Origin of the sequence: Verrucosispora sp. FIM060022 (assembly GCF_003977705.1) — a bacterium.
GTDB classification, from domain to species: domain Bacteria; phylum Actinomycetota; class Actinomycetes; order Mycobacteriales; family Micromonosporaceae; genus Micromonospora; species Micromonospora gifhornensis.
The window spans coordinates 55,283-73,184 of the sequence record NZ_RQIV01000003.1 but is presented as its reverse complement, the minus strand read 5'-3'; the positions used below and the strand labels follow the sequence as shown (position 1 = coordinate 73,184).

Below are 17,902 nucleotides of genomic sequence, written 5' to 3'. Positions count from 1 at the left end.
AGGCTTGCCGCATGACCGTCCGTGCGCCGCTGACCCCAGGCAGGCAATCCCCGTGGCGGCAGGTGCCCGCCAACATCGCCCGGCCCGAGTACGTCGGTAAGAAGGCGCCCCGGCCGTGGCAGGGGTCGCACGTGCAGACTCCGGAGACCGTCGAGAAGATGCGGGTCGCCGGGCGGATCGCCGCCCAGGCCGTGCAGCTTGCGGGGGAGCACTGCAAGCCCGGCGTCACCACCGACGAGATCGACCGGGTGGTGCACGAGTTCCTCGTCGACCACGACGCGTACCCGTCGACACTGGGCTACAAGGGCTTCCCAAAGTCCTGCTGCACCAGCCTCAACGAGGTGATCTGCCACGGCATCCCGGATTCGACGGTGCTGGCCGACGGCGACATCATCAACGTCGACGTCACCGCCTTCATCGGCGGGGTGCACGGCGACACCAACGCCACCTTCTGCGTCGGTGAGGTCAGCGAGGAAGCCGGGCTGCTCGTCGAGCGGACCCACGAGGCGATGATGCGCGGCATCCGGGCGGTCGCCCCGGGCCGCCAGATCAACGTCATCGGCCGGGTCATCGAGTCGTACGCCAAGCGGTTCGGTTACGGGGTGGTCCGTGACTTCACCGGCCACGGCATCGGTGAGGCGTTCCACAGCGGGCTCTACGTGCCGCACTACGACAGCCCTCGGCCCACCGACGTGATGGAGCCCGGCATGACGTTCACCATCGAGCCCATGATCACTCTCGGCACCTACCAGTACGACCTCTGGGACGACGGCTGGACGGTGGTCACCAAGGACCGCAAGTGGACCGCCCAGTTCGAGCACACCATCGTGGTGACCGAGGACGGTCACGAGATCCTGACCCTGCCGTGACCGAGACTCCGGCGGCGCTTCGGGAGCCGCACCACGCGGACGTCTCGGGCGGCTGGCTGCGGCCGGCCGTCTTCGGGGCGATGGACGGCCTGGTCACCAACATCGCGCTGATCGCGGGCGTGGGCGGCGGCGGAGTGTCGCCGCGCAACATCGTGCTGACCGGCACCGCCGGTCTGGTCGCCGGCGCGATCTCGATGGCGCTCGGGGAGTACACGAGCGTCCGGTCGGCCAACGAGCAGATCGCCGCCGAGGTGGCCAAGGAACGGCGCGAACTGGAACGCAACCCCGAGGGCGAGGCCAGGGAACTGGCCGAGATCTGGGTCGCCCGAGGTCTGCCGGAGGACCTCGCCCGGCAGATGGCCGAGGCGATCCGCCGCAACCCGGAGACGGCGCTGCGCGTGCACGTGCAGGAGGAGTTGGGCGTCAACCCGGACGAACAGCCGAACCCGTGGACGGCGGCGACCTCGTCGTTCCTCTGCTTCTCCGTCGGCGCGCTGGTGCCGCTGCTGCCGTATCTGCTCGGTGCGACGAGCCTGGCGCTGGCCCTGGCGGTCGGCGGGCTCGGCCTCTTCGTCGCCGGCGCGGTCGTCTCCCGGTTCACCAACCGTCGCTGGTGGACCGGCGGCCTGCGCCAACTGCTCCTGGGCGCCGCCGCCGCCGCAGCCACCTACGCCATCGGCACCCTCATCGGCGTCCAAGGCGGCCTAGGCTAGCCCTCCCCCCACCCCCACCCCTCCCACCCCCACCCCACCCCCGCCCCGCCCCGACCGCACCGTCGATCTTGCACTTTCTGTCGGGGTGAAAGCGACTTAAGCCGCAATTCAGCGACCAAAAGTGCAAGATCGACGGGGCAGGGGCAGGGGCAGGGGCTAGGGGGTGGTGGGGGTTAGGCGGAAGATGCGGATTTGGCGGCCGCCGGATCGTTCGACGTAGGCCTGGTAGGCGGGCCACTCGTCGAGCAGCAGTTGCCACAGGCGGTCGCGTTCGGGGCCGGTGGCCAACTCGGCGCGTACCGGGATGCGTCGTCCCCCGACGTCGACCTCGGCTTCGGGGTTGGCCAGCAGGTTGAGCGACCAGGCCGGCTGGTGGGTCTGTCCCCAGTTGGAGCCGATCACGACGTACGAGGTGCCGTCGGGTACGTACAGCAGGGGGTTGCTGCGGGGTTTGCCGGAGCGGCGACCGGTCGTGGTGATGACCAGGGACGGTACGAGCCCGAGCGCCACCACCCGGCCCCGGGTGAGCCGCCCGACGAGCCGGTCGGCGGGGACGAGCAGGCGCATGGCGGCACCGAACCAGCGGTACCGTCCGAGTCGGCGGGTGAGGGAACCCAGAGTGGACATTCTCCTAGTGTCCCGGCTCAGTCCATCCGTCGTTCCACCGGCAGCCGGGAGCGGGTGAACAACGCCGCCCCGACCATCGCCACCAGCGGCACCGCGACGAGTACGCCCAGGGTGATCCAGGGCACGATCACCGGGTACGGCGGCTCGATCGGCCAGGTGTCCACGTACCGCTGGTTGCTGGAGAGCAAGATGATCATCGCTGCGCCGAGGCCGGCGACGATGCCCAGCGCCGAGCCGAGCACGGCGATCACACCGGCCTGGCACAGGGAGAGCAGTCGACGTACGCGCGGACTGGCGCCGACCGCGGCGAGGGTGGACAGGTCGGCGCGACCCTCGGCCGCGGCCAGGCCGGTGGCGCTCGCCGTGGCGCCCACCGTCACCACCGCGGAGACCCCGGCCAGCAGGAGCAACCCGGCCAGCGTGCCACTGCGGTAATGCGAATCCGAGATTTCCACCCCGAGCGGTCCGAGCGCGCGGATCGCGCTGTTGAACCGCATCTGCTGCTCCTGCTCGGGTACGGAATCGCTGCCGATCGCCCAGCCGGTGTGTCGGGTGACGAGTCCCAGCCGGTCGGCTGCGGCCGGAGACAGCAGCAGCCACTTCATGTCGAGATCGTGGTGCAGCGCGTGGCCGGACACCTCCAGGGTCCGCACCTGCTCCTGCCGCTCCTCGTCGAGGTGGCGGAGCACCTGCAACTCCACTCGACCGTCCACCACGTAGCGGGGGTCGGTCAGCACCGCTCCGCCGGCGCGCAGCACGGCGGTGGCGGCGGCGACCTGATCCGGCCCGGCACCGGTGAGGATCGGCAGCGCCGACCCGTCGTCGACGGCCACCCGGAAGGTGAGACCGAAGTAGTCGTCGGGTCGTCCCTGGCAGCGGGGGTCGGCCCGGGCCTGGAGCTGCTCGGCTTCGCTGAGCGTCCGGTCACTTCGCCACGGGCAGGCCCGCTCGGGCGGCAACGTCGCGGTGATCAGACAGTTGTCCGGCAACCGCACGCAACCGGCCGACATCAGCGGGGCGATGGCCCGGGCGTGGAGATGTTCGCGAGCCGGTTCGGTGATCTCGGCGAGCGTGGGAGGCGAATGGTCGCCGGGCGCACCGTCGACCGATACCAGCACGCTGCGGTCCGGCAACGACGGTCGGAACCGCTCCTCGTCGCGCGCCTGCTCACTGACCAGCAGCAGACCGAGTGCGACGCTGCCGGCGACCGCGGCCATCACCGCGGAGATGGCGGGCGCGGCCGAGGACCGGTTGCGGCTGGCGTCGCGCAGTGCCATCCGGGGCACGAGTGGCAGGAACCGGCCGACCCGGGCCACCAGCCCGACGAGCGTCGGGGTGGCGAAGACCAGCCCGAGTTCACCGACCAGCAGCCCGGCGAGGGTGACCGAATCCGAGGACACCACCGCACCGAGCGCGGCCACCGCGGCCCCACCGGCGGCAAGGAGCAGGCCGACGATCAGCCACCGCCGCGAGTGCACCGGAGGCGTACGCCGGTTGGCGAGCCCGGCCACCACGTCCTGTCGCGCGGCCATCCACGCCGGTGTCAGGGCCGCCAACACCCCGGCGAGCACCGCGACCAGCCCGATCACGACAAGGGCGGCGGGCCAGAAACGGTACCCGCCGAAGCGGTGCTGGAAGACGAACTCCTCCATCAACGGTCGACCGGCCACGGCCAGACCGATGCCGAGCGCGATGCCGAGCAGGGCACCGACGGCGCCGAGGACCACACCGTCGGCGAGTACCACCCGGCGCAGTTGGGTGGCGTCGCCACCGGCCACCGCGACCAGCGCGAGTTCCCGCCGTCGGCGCCGTACCCCGACGGCGAAGGCCGGGCCGACCAGCAGCACCACCTCAAGCAGACCGAGTCCGCCGATCAGCACCCCGAGGCTGAGTTCCTCCCGCGCCCCGATCCCGCCGCGCCACGCGGCGTCGTACTCCGTCGGTGGCGCGGGAGTCCGGGTGGTCACCACCACGCCGTGGTCGTTGAGGTGGCGGAACAGGTCGGTGGTGATCGGTCCGGGCAGGTCGACCAGGAAGACAGGGTCGATTTCCACCGCGCCCGGTGGCACCCCGGCGGGGTGCAGGATCGCTGCCGGGCTCAGCTGATCGGGAGCCTCGATCACTCCGACGACCGTCCAGCTCTGCCTGCCGTTGCTGGCGTTGACCTGGTCACCGAGGGCTACGCCGAGCTTGCGCCGAGCGGCCGGGTTCACCGCGATCTCGTCGGCACCGACTGGTGCCCGGCCGGCGTGGATGTGCGCCAGTCCGCGTCCGAGCGGATCGGTCAGGTCGACCACGGACGCGGTCAGCTCGTGCATGTGGTCCTGGTCGTCATCCCAGGTGGTGATCGGCAGCCAGCGCACCACCGGCAGGACGTGGCTGCCTTCGGGAAGGAGGGCGGCGATCTCCTGCGTGCTGGGCGGCCGCGGAACCTCGGTGGTCTCGTCGTCGTTCTCGACCGCCACGTTCCAGTGGTCGCCGTTGCCGCTCTGGGTGATCGGGCCGGCGCGGGAGACGAGTCGCAGCTCGGCGTCCGCCGCTGCCAGTTGGCGGTCGAGTCGTTCGTCGGCGGTGAGCCGCGACATGTCCACGCTGACCGCGACGAAGGTGAGTGCCAGCACCGGCAGGATGATCATGCTCAGCACCAGGGCGGTACGGCCGCGCGCTCGCCTCGCCTCCCGGCGGGCGATGCGCAGCGCGGCGCGCCACGACCCGACGAACTCGGCCGTCCGTGCCTTACCGAACCTCGGGCGTCCCTGCTCGCTCACCGGCCGCTGCCGGAGAGCAGGGATTCGATGCCGACCAGCGGTGCGGTCGAGTCGACGGCCAGGCCGTCGCGCAGGAACACCACCCGGTCTGCCCAGCCGGCGTGTCGGGCCTCGTGGGTGACCAGCACACCGGCGGCGCCCGCGTCGACCCGGCGGCGCAGCAGCCGCAGGACGGCCTCCCCGGTCTGCGAGTCCAGTGCCCCGGTCGGCTCGTCGGCCAGCACGAGGCGACGCTCGCCGACCAGGGCCCGGGCGATCGCCACCCGCTGCTGCTGACCGCCGGAGAGCTGGTCCGGAACCCGATCGCCCAGCTCCGACATGCCCACCTCGGTCAGCGCGTCAAGCGCGAGCCGCCGGGCCCGGCGCACACCCGTCCCGTCGAGTTCCAGGGGCAGCGCGACGTTCTCCACCGCGGTCAGGCTGCCGATGAGGTTCAGGTTCTGGAAGATGTAGCCGATCCGGCGTCGCCGCAACCGGGCCAGGCCGCTGCGGTCCAGGGCGTGCAGCGGCTGGCCCTCGACGTGCACCTCACCGGAGGTCGGGCTGTCCAGGCCACCGGCCAGGGTGAGCAAGGTCGACTTGCCGGAGCCGGAGGGACCCATCACGGCGACCAGTTCGCCGGGGCGTACGACCAGGCTCACTCCGCGCAGGGCGTGGACGGCGGCGGGGCCGTTGCCGTGGGTGCGGTGTACGTCACGCAGTTCCAGCACCGCGTCGGTCGTCGTCGCGGTCGGGGCGCTGCCCTGGCCCCCCGCGCCCGGCTGACCGCTGCGATTGGAAAGGGCAGGTGTCGGTTCGTTGCCCGAACTCACCGTCGCGCCTCCTCATCCCTGAAGCCCACCGCCTCGGAGGTGGGCGTCGGGCCGGAAGCCGGGGGGCGGTGTCGCACCAGACTCGTCTCGCAGTGGTCGAGCCAGCGCACCTCTGCCTCGGCCTGGAACATCATCGCGTCCAGCACCAACCGCCAGGGCAGATCCTCCGGCCGGTCGCTGGTGTATTTCAACCGGGTCAACTCCTGCAATGTACGCATGGTGGCGGTGCGTTGGTTCTGCACCACCGTGCGGACGTCCACCCCGGGCGTGGTCAACGCCAATGCCAACTTGATCGCCAACTCGTCGCGGGGGCGGTCGGTGCGGCTGATCGGCGTGGCGAACCACAGCGCCAGGTCCGCCCGCCCGGCGTCGGTGATCTCGTACGGCCGCTGCCCGGCCTCGCTCTCCGGCAGGGATCGGACCAGTCCGTCACGTTCCAGCCGGGACAGCGTGGTGTAGACCTGCCCGATGTTCAGCGGCCAGGTCGAGCCGGTCGACTCCTCGAACGCGGCGCGCAGTTGGTAGCCGTACATCTGGCCGCGTTCGAGCAGGGCGAGCAGACCGTGGCGGATGGACATGCTGCGGAGTATGCATACCTGGTATGTCAGATCGCAACCGCTGGGCGGCTCGCGGGGCCTGCCTGCTCAGCCAGGACGGCCCGGAAACGCCACGGTCAGCGGGGTGATCCCGGCGGCCCGTCGCCAGCGGGTGGCCCGTACCGCGTACTCGATCAGAGCGCTCAGTGCCCGGTCCCGTTCGGCACCCGTGCTGGCCGGCAGCACCGCCCGCCAGAACGCCGCGGTGCGCTCCTCGACCTCCACCGCGAGCCGCAGCGCGCTGGCCCGGTCGGTGACCGGGAAGGGCAGCGCGTAGCCGGGTCGGTCCGGCGGAACGGCGGCGCCACCGGTACTCAACTCCAGGATCAGTGCGTCGCGCCGGCCGCGGTGGGCGTCCTCCGCCTCGACGGCGGCCTTGCGTTCGGCGTCGGCGAGGCGTACCCCGATCGGGCCGTACGCCCAGATCGCGGCGTATTCGGCGGTGAGCGCGGCGGCGAGCGGGTCCTCGGTGCCGGTCGGTGCGGTCATCACTTGAGCGCCTCCAGGTGGGTGGCCCGCGCGGCGGCGATCGAGCCGAGCAGCGCTGCCCGGTCACCGGGTGCGGCGGCGCAGGCCGCGGTGGCCGAGTCCCGCCCGGCGCGTTCGGCCTTGCGCAGCGCGGACAGGGTGGCGGCCCGGCCCGCCGGCTGCTCCGGTGACGGTGGGGCGGCCGATCCGGACGGCGACCCCGACGGAAGGGCCGTGCCGGTCACCCGGGCGAGTTCTGTGGCGTGCGCCTCATGTGTCTCGGCCAGTGGGACGAGGCGGGCGGCCAGGTCGGGATGGGCGTCGGCGGCGGAGCGCAGCCCCGCCGCGAGACGCAGCGACTCGTCGATCAGCGGAGCGAGCGGGTCCGGCCGGGGCGGCTCGTCGCGGTCGAGCAAGCCGCATCCGGTCAGCGGCGCGGCGGCCCCGCCGAGCGCCAGCAACGCGCCGGCCCGCAGCACCGCGCGTCGGGAGAGCGGGGAGGATCCGTCCCGCCGAGTCGTTCTGCCCATCGCCACCGGACAAGTCAACACCATCACCACGGCCCGTGTACGGCGGTGGCGTCGGTGCGCCGCCCGGGCCGTCCGGAGGCGGGCGCGTTACGCTCTGCGCAGCCACCGGCGCGTCCGCACCGGTGGCGTGCCGGCATGGCAGTCGGCGAGCAGTGGAAGGGTCGGACAGATGACGCAGCGTGGCCGTGCCACCAGAACGGCGGGGCGACCGCGTGGCGGCCCGGCCCCGCGTGACGGCCAGGGTGCCCGGGGTGACCTTGCCGCCCGCCGGGAGCGGCTACGCGCGGTGATCGCGCCGGTGGTCGACAGCGCCGGTTACGACCTGGAGGACCTGTCCGTCTCCCGGGCCGGCCGTCGGCACGTGGTCCGGGTGATCGTGGACGCCGACGGCGGGATCAACCTGGACGCGGTGGCGGACGTTTCCCGGGCGGTCTCGGCGGCGCTGGACGCGGCCGAGGAGAGCGGCGGCGACATCGTCGCCGGTGAATATCAGCTTGAGGTGAGCTCACCGGGCGTGGACCGTCCGTTGACCCTGCCCCGGCACTGGCGACGCAACGTCGGCCGGCTGGTCCGGGTGACCGTCCGGGGCGCCGGCGAGTCCGGTGCCCGACCGGCGGGCGACCGGCAGGTGACCGGTCGCGTGGTCGCCGCGGACGACGAGTCCGTGGCGCTGGAGGTCGACGGTGAGCGCGTCCAGTGGCCGTACGCCGATCTCGGCCCGGGCCGGGTGCAGGTCGAGTTCAGCCGCCTCGACGAACTACCCGAATCAGAAGACGTCGACGACGAAGATGATGTGGAGGACGAGGAGAGGTGAACATCGACCTCGCGGCGCTGCGCGCACTCGAGCGCGAGCGGGAGATCCCGTTCGACACGATCCTCGCGGCGATCGAGACCGCGTTGCTGACCGCGTACCGGCACACCGAGGGTGCCCAGTCGCACGCCCGGGTGGAGATCGACCGCAAGAGCGGCGCGGCCCTGGTCTACGCCCAGGAGATGGACCCGGAGGGCGGTGTCGTCCGGGAGTGGGACGACACTCCGCACGACTTCGGTCGGATCGCCGCCATGACGGCCAAGCAGGTGATCCTCCAGCGGTTGCGGGAGGCCACCGACGAGGTGCACTTCGGCGAGTACGTGGGCCGCGACGGCGACCTGGTGACCGGGGTGGTGCAGGCGCACGAGGCGCGGGCCGAGAAGGGCATCGTCACCGTCGACCTGGGCAAGCTGGAAGGTGTCCTGCCGCAGTCGGAGCAGGTCCCCGGGGAGCGGTACACCCACGGTGAGCGGATCCGGTGCGTGGTGGTGCACGTGGCCAAGGGCATGCGCGGCCCGCAGATCACCCTGTCGCGTACGCATCCGAACCTGGTCAAGAAACTCTTCGCGCTGGAGGTGCCGGAGATCGCCGACGGCACCGTCGAGATCAGCGCGATCGCCCGCGAGGCGGGTCATCGTACGAAGATCGCTGTGCGCTCCACCACGCCCGGTGTCAACGCCAAGGGTGCCTGCATCGGTCCGATGGGTCAGCGGGTCCGGGCTGTGATGAGCGAGCTGCACGGCGAAAAAATCGACATTATCGACTGGTCGGACGATCCGGCCACCTTCGTCGGTAATGCGCTTTCTCCGGCCAAGGCCCTGCGGGTCGAGGTGGTCGACCTGGCGAACCGGGCGGCGCGGGTGACCGTCCCGGATTTCCAGTTGTCGCTGGCGATCGGGCGGGAAGGGCAGAACGCCCGGCTTGCTGCCCGGTTGACCGGATGGCGGATCGACATTCGGTCCGATGCCGAGCAGGCTGGCGCTGCCGGTCGCCCTGGAGTCGATCAGGTCCGGGAACCGGGCGGCGCGGTCTCGGGCAGCTAGGGGTAGACTTCCACCAGTGGTACGACGCACGCCGCCGGAGCGCACCTGTGTGGGCTGCCGACAGCGTGCGCCGGCCAGTGAGTTACTGCGGATCGTCGCGATCGACGACGAGGCTGGCTACGGTCTCCGACCCGATCCGGCCCGCAGACTGCCGGGTCGGGGAGCGAACATGCACCCGGATCCGGCCTGCTTCGCGCAGGCAGTGCGGCGCCGCGCCTTCGGGCGGGCACTGCGCCTCGCCGGGGTTCCCGATGACGGAGCCCTCGCGGAGTACCTGACGCGTCAACCACCACGTCCGGCCATCCGGTCGGGCGAGGTTCGCTAGCAAGGTAGGACGACCAGCATGAGCACACGATGAAGTCCCAGAAATGACCAGGCTTCAAGTGCACGAGTGAGGTCGCTGCGGGTGCTGCCCGCACGACCTCGGAGTGAGGAGTGCAGTGGCAGGTAAGGCCCGCGTACACGAGCTTGCAAAGGAGCTCGGGGTCGAAAGCAAGACCGTTCTCGCCAAGTTGAAGGAAATGGGCGAGTTCGTGAAGTCCGCATCGAGCACCGTCGAGGCGCCGGTCGCCCGGCGGCTGCGTAGCGCCTTCGTCGCCTCCGGTGGAGCTGGTGCTCCGGCGGCTGCGCCGTCGGCCGCGCCGGCTCCGGCGGCACCGACCCCGTCGCCGACCCCCGGCGAGCCCCGGATCACCGCCAAGCCGACGCCGCCTCGGCGTCCGGCGGCTCCCGGGCCCAAGCCGAAGGCCCCGGTGCCCGGTCCGCCGCCGCCGGCGGCCCCGGTCGCCAAGCCGGCGAGCGCTCACGACATCGAGGTGGCCGCCGCCGAGGCGCGTGCGGCTGCGCTGAAGGCTGAGCAGGAGGCTGCGGTCAAGGCCGCGCAGGCCGCCCGCCAGCAGCAGCGTGACAACGTCCGCCGGGAGCCCCCGGCGGAAGGGACCGCCCGTCCGGGTCCCCGTCCCGGCCCCGGCAACATGCCGCCCCGTCCGGGTTCCCCGGCCGCGGGCCGCCCTGGTGGTCCGACCCCCGGCCCTGGTGGCCGGCAGGGCCGTCCGCCGGCGCGGGGTGCCGGTAACAACCCGTTCGGCATCCAGGGCAGCCAGCAGCAGCGTCCGCCGGCCGCCGGTGCCGGTGGGCCCCGTCCGAGCCCGGCGTCCATGCCGCCCCGTCCGAGCCCGGCGTCCATGCCGCCGCGGCCCAGCCCGGCGTCGATGCCGAGCCAGCGTCCCGGTCGTCCGGGTGGTCCTGGCGCCGGTCGTCCCGGTGGCGGCGGCGGTGCCGGTCGTCCCGGTGGTGGCGGCGGTGGCGGTGGCTACCGTGGCGGCCCCGGTGGTGGCGGCGGTGGCGGTGGCTACCGTGGCGGCCCCGGTGGTGGTGCCGGTGGCGGTGGCTACCGTGGCGGCCCCGGTGGTGGTGCCGGTGCCGGCGGCGGTTTCCGGCCAGGTGCGCCGGCCGGCGGCGGTGGCCGTCCGGGTGGTGGCGGTCGTGGCCGTGGCGGCGGTGCCGCCGGTGCCTTCGGGCGTCCGGGTGGCAAGCCGACCCGTGGTCGCAAGTCCAAGAAGCAGCGCAGACAGGAGTTCGACAACCTGTCGGCTCCGACCATGAGCTCGGGTGCTCCCCGGGGTCAGGGGCAGACGGTCCGGCTCTCCCGGGGCGCCTCGCTGTCGGACTTCGCCGACAAGATCAACGCCAACCCGGGTTCGCTGGTCCAGGAGATGTTCAACCTGGGCGAGATGGTCACCGCGACCCAGTCGTGCTCCGACGACACCCTGCTGCTGCTGGGTGAGCACCTTGGCTTCAACGTGCAGATCGTCAGCCCGGAGGACGAGGACCGCGAGCTGCTCGCGCAGTTCAACATCGACCTCGACGCCGAGGTCGCGGAGGACCGCCTGGTCAGCCGTGCGCCGGTGGTGACCGTCATGGGTCACGTCGACCACGGTAAGACCAAGCTGCTCGACGCGATCCGTAAGGCGAACGTGGTGGCCGGCGAGGCCGGTGGCATCACCCAGCACATCGGCGCCTACCAGGTCCACGTCCCGCACGAGGGCGAGGACCGGGCGGTCACCTTCATCGACACCCCGGGTCACGAGGCGTTCACCGCCATGCGTGCCCGTGGTGCCCAGGTCACCGACATCGTGATCCTGGTGGTGGCGGCCGACGACGGCGTGATGCCGCAGACCATCGAGGCGCTCAACCACGCCAAGGCGGCGGACGTGCCGATCGTGGTCGCGGTCAACAAGGTCGACAAGCCGGAGGCCAACCCGGACAAGGTCCGCCAGCAGCTGACCGAGTACGGCCTGGTCGCCGAGGAGTACGGCGGCGACACCATGTTCGTCAACGTGGCCGCGAAGCCCGGCATCGGCATCGAGGACCTCCTCGAAGCGGTGCTGCTGACCGCCGACGCGTCGCTGGAGCTGACCGCTCCGATCGACGGGCCGGCGCAGGGTGTGGCCATCGAGGCGCACCTGGACAAGGGCCGCGGTGCGGTGGCGACGGTGCTGGTGCAGAAGGGCACCCTGCGGGCGGGCGACTCGATCGTCGCCGGTGGGGCGCACGGCCGGGTCCGGGCGATGCTCGACGAGAACGGCAACCAGGTCACCGAGGCTGGTCCGGCGCGTCCGGTCATGGTTCTCGGTCTGACCGCGGTGCCGGGCGCGGGCGACACCTTCCTGGCCGCGGCGGACGACCGTACGGTGCGGCAGATCGCCGAGCAGCGCCAGGCACGGCGGCGGGCGGCGGCCTTCGCCAACTCCCGTGGCCGGGCCACCCTTGAGACGCTCATGGAGCAGCTCAAGGAGGGCGAGAAGACGTCGCTCAACCTCATCCTCAAGGGTGACGTCTCCGGTTCGGTGGAGGCCCTGGAGGACGCGCTGTTCAACCTCGACATTCCCGAGGAGGTCCAGCTCAAGGTCCTCGACCGGGGCGTCGGCGCGATCACGGAGAGCAACGTCATGCTCGCCAGCGCCTCGTCCGAGCCGGTCACGATCATCGGCTTCAACGTGCGGGCCTCGAACAAGGTCCGCGAGATGGCCGACCGCGAAGGCGTGGAGATCCGGTACTACACCGTCATCTACCAGGCCATCGAGGAGATCGAGGCGGCGCTCAAGGGCCTGCTCAAGCCGGAGTACGAGGAGGTCGAGCTCGGCACCGCGGAGATCCGCGACGTGTTCCGCTCGTCCAAGATCGGCAACATCTCCGGTTGCATCGTCCGGTCGGGTGTCATCCGGCGCAACGCGAAGGCGCGCCTGCTGCGCGACGGCACGGTCGTGGCGGACAACCTCACGATCAGCTCGCTCAAGCGCTTCAAGGACGACGCGACGGAGGTCCGCGAGGGCTTCGAGTGTGGTCTGACCCTGGGTGGTTACAACAACGTCCAGGTCGGCGACGTGATCGAGACCTTCGAGATGCGGGAGAAGGTTCGCGCCTGATCCTGCGGTGACGCACTGATCAAGGGGTTTACGCCGAAAGGCGTAAACCCCTTGATCATGTGGGGTGGGGTGCGGGTAGTGTCCGCAGACGATGTACACCGCAACCGCAGTATTCGACCTGCTGCTGCCGGGCGACTCCCGGTCGCTGAAGGCCAAGAGATCGTACGTACGGCCGATCGTGGCGGCGCTGCGCCGCTTCGAGGTCTCGGCCGCTGAGGTGGGCGCGCTCGACCTGCACGGGCGAGCGGAGATAGGTGTGGCGGTCGTGGCTGCCGAGGCGGCGCACGCCCGCGAGGTGCTCGACTCCTGTGAGCGAATGGTGGCCGGTCGGCCGGAGATCGAACTGCTGTCGGTACGCCGCCGGCTGCACGGCGAGGAGGACTGACCGGGGCATCGGCCGCCCCGCGCGGGGGCGGGTGCGGCGCAGGTAGGGTTCGAGTTGTCAGGGCCGGTCCGGCCGGTGGCGTACGGCGCCATCCGGTCCGGTCGGTAGCGGCACGCCGTGGAGGTGGCGAGATGACGGATCCGGCCAAGGTACGCCGGCACGCGGAACGGGTGCGTGAACTGGTCGCGTCGGTGGTGCGGAGCCAGATCAAGGACCCGCGGCTGGGCATGATCACGATCACCGACGCCCGGATCACCGCCGACCTTCGCGACGCCACGGTCTTCTACACCGTGCTCGGTGACGCGGCGGCCCAGGCGGGCACCGCCGCCGCGCTGGACAGCGCCAAGGGCATGCTGCGCAGCACGGTCGGCAAGGCGCTGGGCCTGCGGCACTCGCCGACCCTGACCTTCGTTCTCGACGACGTGCAGGATCAGGTCAAGCACATCGACGATCTGCTCGCGGCGGCCCGTAACGCCGACGCCGAGGTGCAGCGCCTCGCGGCCCGGGCCGCGTACGCCGGTGACGCCCAGCCGTACCGCCTGGAGGACGTCGACGAGGCCGAGGACGGCGACGAGGCCGAGGGTGCCGACTCCGACGGGGCCCGGGGCGGGGACCGGCGGTGACCGCCCCCTCCGGCGGTGCCACGACCGAGGTGGGGCCGGCCGACACGCCGCCGGGAGCGGCGCGGGTCGGCATCGGCGGTGCGGTTCCGGAGCAGCCGGGTTCCTCCGGTTCGGTCCAGGACCGGTCGGCGGGCACACCTGCCGGATCGGCGGGTCCCACCGAGGCCGACTGGGCGGCGGCAGTGGCGGCGGTGCGTCGGTTGCCACCGGACGCCCGGGTGCTGCTGATCTGCCACGTCAACCCGGACGGTGACGCGCTGGGCAGCATGCTCGGCTTCGGGCTCGGCCTGCGCCGGCTCGGCGTGGGGCGGCTGCAGGCGACCTTCCCCGGCCCGCCGGAGGTTCCCGAGCCGCTGCGCGGGCTGCCCGGCATGGAGTTGCTGGTGCCGGCGACGGAGGCGGAGCCGGAGCCGGATCTGGTCATCTGCTTCGACGCGGCGAGCACGTCGCGCCTCGGCGACCTGGCCGGCCGGTTGACCGGGACCGGCACCGCCCTGGTGCTCGACCACCACGCGTCGAACCCCGGCTTCGGTGACGTCAACCTGGTCGACCCGGGTGCCGCGGCGACGTCGGTGGTCGCGGAGGAGTTGCTGGCTCGGCTCGGCGTACCGCTCGATGCGGGCATCGCCGAGTGCCTGTACGTCGCGCTGAGCACGGACACCGGCTCGTTCCGGTTCGACGCGACCACCGCGTCGGTGCACGAGATGGCGGCCCGGCTGTTGGCCACCGGCATCCGGCCCGGCGAGATCTCCCGGCGGATCTTCGACAACCGTCCGTTCGGTGCGGTGCGACTCTTCGGAGAGGTGCTCGGTCGGGCCCGGCTGGAACCCGCCGCCGCCGGTGGGACCGGCCTGGTATGGACCTACGCGACGCTCGACGACCTGGCGCGGTACGAGCAGCGACCGTACGTGCTGGAGGCCCTCATCGACCCGGTGCGGTGCACCGCGGAGGCCGACGTGAGCTGTGTGGTCAAGCAGACCGGGCCGGCCGAGTGGGCGGTGTCGCTGCGCAGCAAGGGCGCGGTCGACGTCAGTCGGGTGGCTGTCGCGCTGGGCGGTGGGGGGCATCGCCTCGCCGCCGGTTTCACCGCCCGGGGGACCGTCGACGAGGTCATCGAGCGGATCCGGACCGAACTGGACGTGCCTGCGGTGCGGGAAGGCGTCGACCAGCAGGGGTGATATCAGGGTCGCTTCCGGGGGTGTCGACATTTCCGTACCTGGACAGGATCGGGAGAATCGGATGATGGAGCAGCCCCACGATCTCACCCTCGACGCCCCTCGTACCTGGGAACGCCCGGTCGTCAGCGTGCCGGTGCTCGTCGCTCTCTCCCTGGTCGGCGGTCGTTTTCCGTCCTTCTCGACGGAGGCCAACCTCTATGTCTTCGGTGCCGGCGGCGCGCTGATCTGGCTCGGTCTGTCGAACCGGGTGCCGCGCCGACCGGCGCCGCAGCGGCTGAGTTCGGGTGCGGTCTGGTGGACGCTGCCGGTGCTGGTGTTCGGCGTCTTCGAAGGTGCGACGTTTTTCTCGGCCGCGGGCGAGGATTTCCCCACCTTCTCGTTGCTGGCGGACCCGTTGTTGGAGGACCGGCTGGTGCGATCGGCCGGCTGGCTGGTGTGGCTGTCGGCGTTCTGGGGGCTGGTGCGGCGATGATGCGGGCAGTCGCGATCGGTGGATTTCTGCTCGGGTTGGCGCTGTTCGGGCTGGTGGAGTGGCTGGCCCGCCGGGAGGGTTCACGGATTCCGACCCTCGGTGAGGTCTGCGCCTACGTGATGCGCTACGAGGTGGGCCCGGTCCCGGTCGGTCGGATCGGGCTGTTCGGTTTCTGGTGGTGGGTGGGGTGGCATTTCCTGGCTCGGTGACGGGGGTGGACCTGTCCAGATGTCGGGAACACCGGACAACATGTGGACCTGAACGATAGCTTGGGTATCGGCCGACGCCACTATGGCGCAGGTCAGGATGGCGGAGCCATACCCTGCGCCGCTTTCCTCCAGGGTCGACCGACCCGGGCCGTAAGGTCGTCCATCCACCGCTCCGGCGACCCCGGAGTCCGTGGCCGGGCGCCGTCAGCGACACCGCCCGTGACGCGCCGCCGTGTTCGGCGACGCGCGCCCTGGAAGGGGTTCCACCATGGCCGCCAAGCCCAAGCCCGAGACCACCGACGAGGCCCGCGAGCAGGCCCGCCGCGCCCTGCAGACCTCCATGGACACCCGTCAGTGACGGTACGCGACCGGCGGTGACGCCGAGCCGCCTCCGTGCGTACGGCGTCACCGTCCGGCAGTTCTTCTGCTCCGTCCGACCCTCCGCTGCTCGCCCGACGGTGTGACGCGATCCGCCGAAGGTAAGCAGCGCCCCGGTCTTGTCTCCTTACACATCGCGTGCCAGTATCGGCGGCGATGAGCCACTCCACCCCCGCCGTCGACCAGGTCGCCTCGCTGCGCCGGATCGCCGCGCTCGCCCTGCCGGCCCTTGTGGTCCTTGCCGCCGAGCCGCTCTACGTCCTGGTGGACACCGCTGTCGTCGGACACCTCGGCCAGGTCCCGTTGGCGGCGGTCGCCGTCGGCGGCACCGTGATGACCCTCACCGCCTGGGTGGGCACCGTCGTCGCGTACGGCACGACCGGGCGGGCGGCTCGCCGCTTCGGTGCCGGCGACCGGGCCGCCGCGGTGGCCGAGGGTGTCCAGGCGTCCTGGCTGGCCCTGGCCCTGGGTGTGCTGGTCGCCGTCGGCATGCAGGTGGGTGGCCCGGCGCTGACCGGCGCCCTGGCCGGCGGTGGTGACGTGGGCCGGGCCGCCGGCGAATGGCTGCGGATCGCCGCGTTCGGCGCGCCCGGGCTGCTGCTCGCCGCGGCGGGCAACGGCTGGCTGCGCGGCGTGCAGGACACCCGCCGGCCGCTCTGGTTCGTGGTCGGGCCCAACCTGCTCTCCGCGGTGCTCTGCCCGGTGCTGGTCTATCCCGTGGGCATGGGCCTCAACGGTTCCGCCGTGGCGAACGTGATCGCCCAGACCCTCTCCGGCGTGCTCTTCGCCGTGGCACTGGTGTCCGAGCGGGTGGCTCTGCGACCCCGTCCGCGGGTCATCGGCCAGCAACTCGTACTCAGCCGCGACCTGTTGATCCGGGGCCTGGCCTTCCAGGCCAGCTTCCTGTCCGCGACGGCGGTCGCCGCCCGGTTCGGCGCCGCCGCGGTCGGTGCCCACCAGATCGCGGTACAACTCTGGTTCTTCGCGGCGCTGGTGCTCGACGCGCTGGCGATCGCCGCGCAGGCGCTGGTCGGTGCCGCGCTCGGGGCCGGCGACGCGGTGGCGGCGAGCACGCTGGCCAAGCGGATCGGTCGGTTCGGTGCGGTCTGCGGGGCGGCGTTCGCCGTGCTGGCGGCAGCCGGTGCGGGCGTGGTGCCGACCTGGTTCAGCTCCGACCCGGCGGTGCACGAGCAGGCGTTGGTGGCCTGGCCCTGGTTCGTCGTCATGCTGCCGCTGGCCGGGGTGGTGTTCGCCCTCGACGGTGTCCTGATCGGTGCCGGTGACATCCGTTATCTGCGAAATCTGACAGTGGTCGGCGCCCTCGGCGGATTTCTCCCCGCGATCTGGCTCTCCCACGCCTTCGCGCTTGGCCTCGGCGGCATCTGGGCGGGTCTGTTGCTGTTCGTCGTGATCCGGCTGATCGGCCTGCTGCTGCGCCTGCGCAGTGGCGCCTGGGCGGTCACCGGGGCGGTCCGCACCGAAGGTCGCGCACGAACCGCCAGCTGATCCCCTTCCGGGTCGGTCGGATCGGGCCGCCTCGGATCACCCGCAGGGGTCAGATCTGGCCGTAGAGGGCGTAGACCAGCAGCACCAGGGCCATCACCACGACCCAGGAGACGACCATGGCGACCAGCTTGAATGCTATGGGATAGCGCTGGTAGAGGCGGTCCCGGTCCTGCCAGGCCCACCAACGACGGCGCAGCCGGCCCGCGCCGGGCAGCGCGGCGAACGCCTGGCCGACCCGAACGCCCAGGGTGCGCCTCGGCGGCGGCGGATCGAGCATCCAGGCGGGCAGCGTGCTCGCCTGTCGAGGCGTACGCAGGCGGATCGTCTCATCCGTGGCGGGCTGCTCGGCGGGTGTGCCGTCCCTGGTCATCTCGGTCTCCCCGTGGTCGGCGGCACCGGGTCGGCCGACGCCGCTGTCAGCTCATCGTTACAGTCGGGTTCCATGCCGTAAATCGGGTTCGGAGGGCCGGTCGTCCGCTGCCGAGC

At 71.9% G+C, this 17,902-nt stretch carries 19 protein-coding genes; 12 read left to right on the top strand and 7 right to left on the bottom strand.

The window, feature by feature from the left end; genetic code table 11:
* Positions 1 to 11 precede the first annotated feature (11 nt).
* Positions 12 to 869: a type I methionyl aminopeptidase gene (gene map / locus EG812_RS10830; RefSeq protein WP_013732163.1), complete on the top strand. Its 858-nt coding sequence runs from the start codon at positions 12 to 14 to the stop codon at positions 867 to 869.
* Positions 866 to 1,582: a VIT1/CCC1 transporter family protein gene (locus EG812_RS10825; RefSeq protein WP_013732164.1), complete on the top strand. Its 717-nt coding sequence runs from the start codon at positions 866 to 868 to the stop codon at positions 1,580 to 1,582. Before map ends, EG812_RS10825 begins: the two co-directional genes overlap by 4 nt.
* Before the next feature lie 156 nt (positions 1,583 to 1,738).
* On the opposite strand, the gene EG812_RS10820 is transcribed toward EG812_RS10825, so the two are convergent.
* The 6 genes from EG812_RS10820 to EG812_RS10795 all read right to left on the bottom strand — a co-directional run bounded on the left by EG812_RS10820 (position 1,739) and on the right by EG812_RS10795 (position 7,332).
* On the bottom strand, positions 1,739 to 2,209 hold the full coding sequence (locus EG812_RS10820) for a nitroreductase family deazaflavin-dependent oxidoreductase (protein WP_126711493.1): 471 nt from the start codon (positions 2,207 to 2,209) through the stop codon (positions 1,739 to 1,741).
* Between the two features lie 17 nt (positions 2,210 to 2,226).
* The gene (locus tag EG812_RS10815; RefSeq protein WP_158632498.1) at positions 2,227 to 4,977 is read right to left on the bottom strand and encodes an ABC transporter permease; all 2,751 of its coding nucleotides are present in this window, start codon (positions 4,975 to 4,977) and stop codon (positions 2,227 to 2,229) included.
* Entirely contained in the window at positions 4,974 to 5,687 is a 714-nt protein-coding gene (locus tag EG812_RS10810) for an ABC transporter ATP-binding protein (protein WP_043723355.1), read from the bottom strand. The genes EG812_RS10815 and EG812_RS10810 overlap by 4 nt, the downstream gene beginning before the upstream one ends.
* A gap of 98 nt (positions 5,688 to 5,785) precedes the next feature.
* A complete protein-coding gene (locus EG812_RS10805) occupies positions 5,786 to 6,367 on the bottom strand; it encodes a PadR family transcriptional regulator (protein WP_013732168.1) in 582 nt (193 codons plus the stop codon).
* A gap of 66 nt (positions 6,368 to 6,433) precedes the next feature.
* The gene (locus EG812_RS10800) at positions 6,434 to 6,874 is read right to left on the bottom strand and encodes a ferritin-like domain-containing protein (RefSeq protein WP_013732169.1); all 441 of its coding nucleotides are present in this window, start codon (positions 6,872 to 6,874) and stop codon (positions 6,434 to 6,436) included.
* On the bottom strand, positions 6,874 to 7,332 hold the full coding sequence (locus EG812_RS10795; protein WP_013732170.1) for a hypothetical protein: 459 nt from the start codon (positions 7,330 to 7,332) through the stop codon (positions 6,874 to 6,876). Before EG812_RS10795 ends, EG812_RS10800 begins: the two co-directional genes overlap by 1 nt.
* 220 nt (positions 7,333 to 7,552) lie before the next feature.
* Here EG812_RS10795 and rimP point away from each other — a divergent pair, with 220 nt between their 5' ends.
* The 10 genes from rimP to EG812_RS10745 all read left to right on the top strand — a co-directional run bounded on the left by rimP (position 7,553) and on the right by EG812_RS10745 (position 17,416).
* Complete coding sequence (rimP, locus tag EG812_RS10790; RefSeq protein WP_126711492.1) at positions 7,553 to 8,197, top strand: ribosome maturation factor RimP; 645 nt, start codon at positions 7,553 to 7,555, stop codon at positions 8,195 to 8,197.
* On the top strand, positions 8,194 to 9,237 hold the full coding sequence (gene nusA / locus EG812_RS10785; RefSeq protein ID WP_013732172.1) for a transcription termination factor NusA: 1,044 nt from the start codon (positions 8,194 to 8,196) through the stop codon (positions 9,235 to 9,237). The genes rimP and nusA overlap by 4 nt, the downstream gene beginning before the upstream one ends.
* Complete coding sequence (locus EG812_RS10780; RefSeq protein WP_126711491.1) at positions 9,158 to 9,562, top strand: YlxR family protein; 405 nt, start codon at positions 9,158 to 9,160, stop codon at positions 9,560 to 9,562. Before nusA ends, EG812_RS10780 begins: the two co-directional genes overlap by 80 nt.
* A gap of 115 nt (positions 9,563 to 9,677) precedes the next feature.
* Entirely contained in the window at positions 9,678 to 12,665 is a 2,988-nt protein-coding gene (infB, locus tag EG812_RS10775) for a translation initiation factor IF-2 (protein WP_126711490.1), read from the top strand.
* Between the two features lie 91 nt (positions 12,666 to 12,756).
* Positions 12,757 to 13,050 carry a DUF503 domain-containing protein gene (locus EG812_RS10770; protein ID WP_013732175.1) on the top strand — a complete coding sequence of 98 codons (294 nt, stop codon included), beginning with the start codon at positions 12,757 to 12,759 and terminating at the stop codon, positions 13,048 to 13,050.
* A gap of 131 nt (positions 13,051 to 13,181) precedes the next feature.
* On the top strand, positions 13,182 to 13,673 hold the full coding sequence (gene rbfA / locus EG812_RS10765) for a 30S ribosome-binding factor RbfA (RefSeq protein WP_126711489.1): 492 nt from the start codon (positions 13,182 to 13,184) through the stop codon (positions 13,671 to 13,673).
* Between the two features lie 182 nt (positions 13,674 to 13,855).
* Complete coding sequence (locus EG812_RS10760; protein WP_126711700.1) at positions 13,856 to 14,851, top strand: DHH family phosphoesterase; 996 nt, start codon at positions 13,856 to 13,858, stop codon at positions 14,849 to 14,851.
* 64 nt (positions 14,852 to 14,915) lie between these two features.
* On the top strand, positions 14,916 to 15,323 hold the full coding sequence (locus EG812_RS10755) for a hypothetical protein (protein WP_043723360.1): 408 nt from the start codon (positions 14,916 to 14,918) through the stop codon (positions 15,321 to 15,323).
* On the top strand, positions 15,323 to 15,532 hold the full coding sequence (locus EG812_RS10750; RefSeq protein ID WP_013732179.1) for a DUF6186 family protein: 210 nt from the start codon (positions 15,323 to 15,325) through the stop codon (positions 15,530 to 15,532). Before EG812_RS10755 ends, EG812_RS10750 begins: the two co-directional genes overlap by 1 nt.
* 534 nt (positions 15,533 to 16,066) lie before the next feature.
* A complete protein-coding gene (locus EG812_RS10745) occupies positions 16,067 to 17,416 on the top strand; it encodes an MATE family efflux transporter (RefSeq protein WP_126711488.1) in 1,350 nt (449 codons plus the stop codon).
* 49 nt (positions 17,417 to 17,465) lie between these two features.
* Here the strand turns inward: EG812_RS10745 and EG812_RS10740 are convergent, their stop codons facing one another.
* The gene (locus tag EG812_RS10740) at positions 17,466 to 17,786 is read right to left on the bottom strand and encodes a hypothetical protein (RefSeq protein ID WP_126711487.1); all 321 of its coding nucleotides are present in this window, start codon (positions 17,784 to 17,786) and stop codon (positions 17,466 to 17,468) included.
* Positions 17,787 to 17,902 lie beyond the last annotated feature (116 nt).